This is a genomic window from Streptomyces hokutonensis (assembly GCF_000376565.1).
GTDB classification, from domain to species: Bacteria; Actinomycetota; Actinomycetes; order Streptomycetales; family Streptomycetaceae; genus Streptomyces; species Streptomyces hokutonensis.
Genome location: NZ_BARG01000163.1, coordinates 1 through 1,451, shown reverse-complemented (window position 1 = coordinate 1,451; position 1,451 = coordinate 1). Strand labels below are relative to the sequence as shown.

The following is a 1,451-nucleotide window of genomic DNA, read 5'->3' as shown; positions in this document are numbered from 1 at the left end:
CGTCATGACGCTCTACCTTCCTTCCTGGGTTCGCCCCAGCCATTCGTAGGGTTGTGGCACCCAGGGGAGCCGGGTGTGGCTTTCATGACGGTGCCGTTCATGGCTCAAGGAGCTTGGCCGCCCGGTTCCCCACGACGACTCGGCCGCCGATTGGGAACTGCGAACAGGTCGCTGTGTAGAGCAATGCCGGCGAGGTCGTCCGTGGTACGCACTGCACACACGACGAGCTGGAGCACGATGAGCCGGATATGGGCCGGGACCGACTGCGGAAAGACCCACCACCACTGCCTCGTCCTGGACAACGAGGGCGACGCGCTGTTGTCGCGGCGGGTGGCCAACGACGAGCCCGAACTGCTGAAGCTGATCGCAGACGTCCTGGACCTCGCCGACGGCCGCGCCGTCACCTGGGCGATGGACATGACCGGCGGTGAGCCCGCACTGCTGATCGCCCTGCTGGTCAACCACGGGCAGGAGCTGGTCTACCTCCCCGGTGTCGCTGTCAACCGGGCCGCGGACAGCTACCGCGGAGCAGGCAAGACCGACGCCCGGGACGCCCGCATCATCGCCGACCAGGCCCGCATGCGACGCGACCTCCAGCCGATCCGCCCTGACGACGACGCCACCGTGGAACTGCGGCTGCTGACCGAACGCCGTGTCGACCTGGTCGCCGAACGCACCCGCACCATCAACCGCCTCCGGTCCCTGCTGACCAGCATGTTCCCAGCCCTGGAACGCGCCCTGGACCTCGGGACCAGCGGGGCACTGCTGCTCCTGACGGGCTACCAGAGCCCGGCTGCGATCCGCCGGACCGGGCAGCGCCGACTGACCACCTGGCTGCGCAACCGCAAGGTCCGCGGAGCCGAAGCACTCGCGGCCAAGGCCGTCGAGGCCGCTGAGCGGCAGCACACCGCAGTCGCGGGTGAAACGGCGATCGCGAAGATGGTGCTCACCTTCACGAAGGAGGTGATGGCCCTCAACGAGAAGATCTCCGAGACGGACAAGCTCATAGAGGGCCGGTTTCGCGAGCACGAACTCGCCGAGGTGATCCAGTCCCTGCCCGGCATCGGCACGGTGCTCGGCGCCGAGTTCCTCGTTGCCGTCGGCGGCAGCCTGGATGCGTTCCCCAGTCCTGACCGCCTCGCCGCTTTCGCGGGAGTGACCCCCGCACCACGCGACTCCGGAAAGATCAGCGGCAATCTCCACCGCCCTCAGCGCTACCACCGGCGCCTTCAACGGGTCTTCTACACCTCGGCGTTGGTGAGCGTCCAGTTCGACCCCAACTCGCGCAAGTTCTACGACCGCAAGCGCGCGGAGGGCAAACGCCATACCCAGGCCGTGCTCGCTCTCGCCCGCCGACGCGTCAACGTCTTGTGGGCCCTGATCCGTGACCGACGGTGCTACCAAGTGGCACCCCCTGTCACCACTGCGGCTTGACTTCAGCATTGGGAAGC

Annotated in this window: 1 protein-coding gene; it reads left to right on the top strand. The window is 67.6% G+C overall.

What is annotated here, in order from left to right:
- Positions 1 to 237: 237 nt before the first annotated feature.
- On the top strand, positions 238 to 1,434 hold the full coding sequence (locus SSP08S_RS54510) for an IS110 family RNA-guided transposase (RefSeq protein WP_019076044.1): 1,197 nt from the start codon (positions 238 to 240) through the stop codon (positions 1,432 to 1,434).
- Positions 1,435 to 1,451 lie beyond the last annotated feature (17 nt).

Bases quoted from the DNA above. Each gene is read 5' to 3' on its own strand.
- SSP08S_RS54510 (WP_019076044.1), top strand. From the start codon at position 238: ATGAGCCGGATATGGGCCGGGACCGACTGCGGAAAGACCCACCACCAC.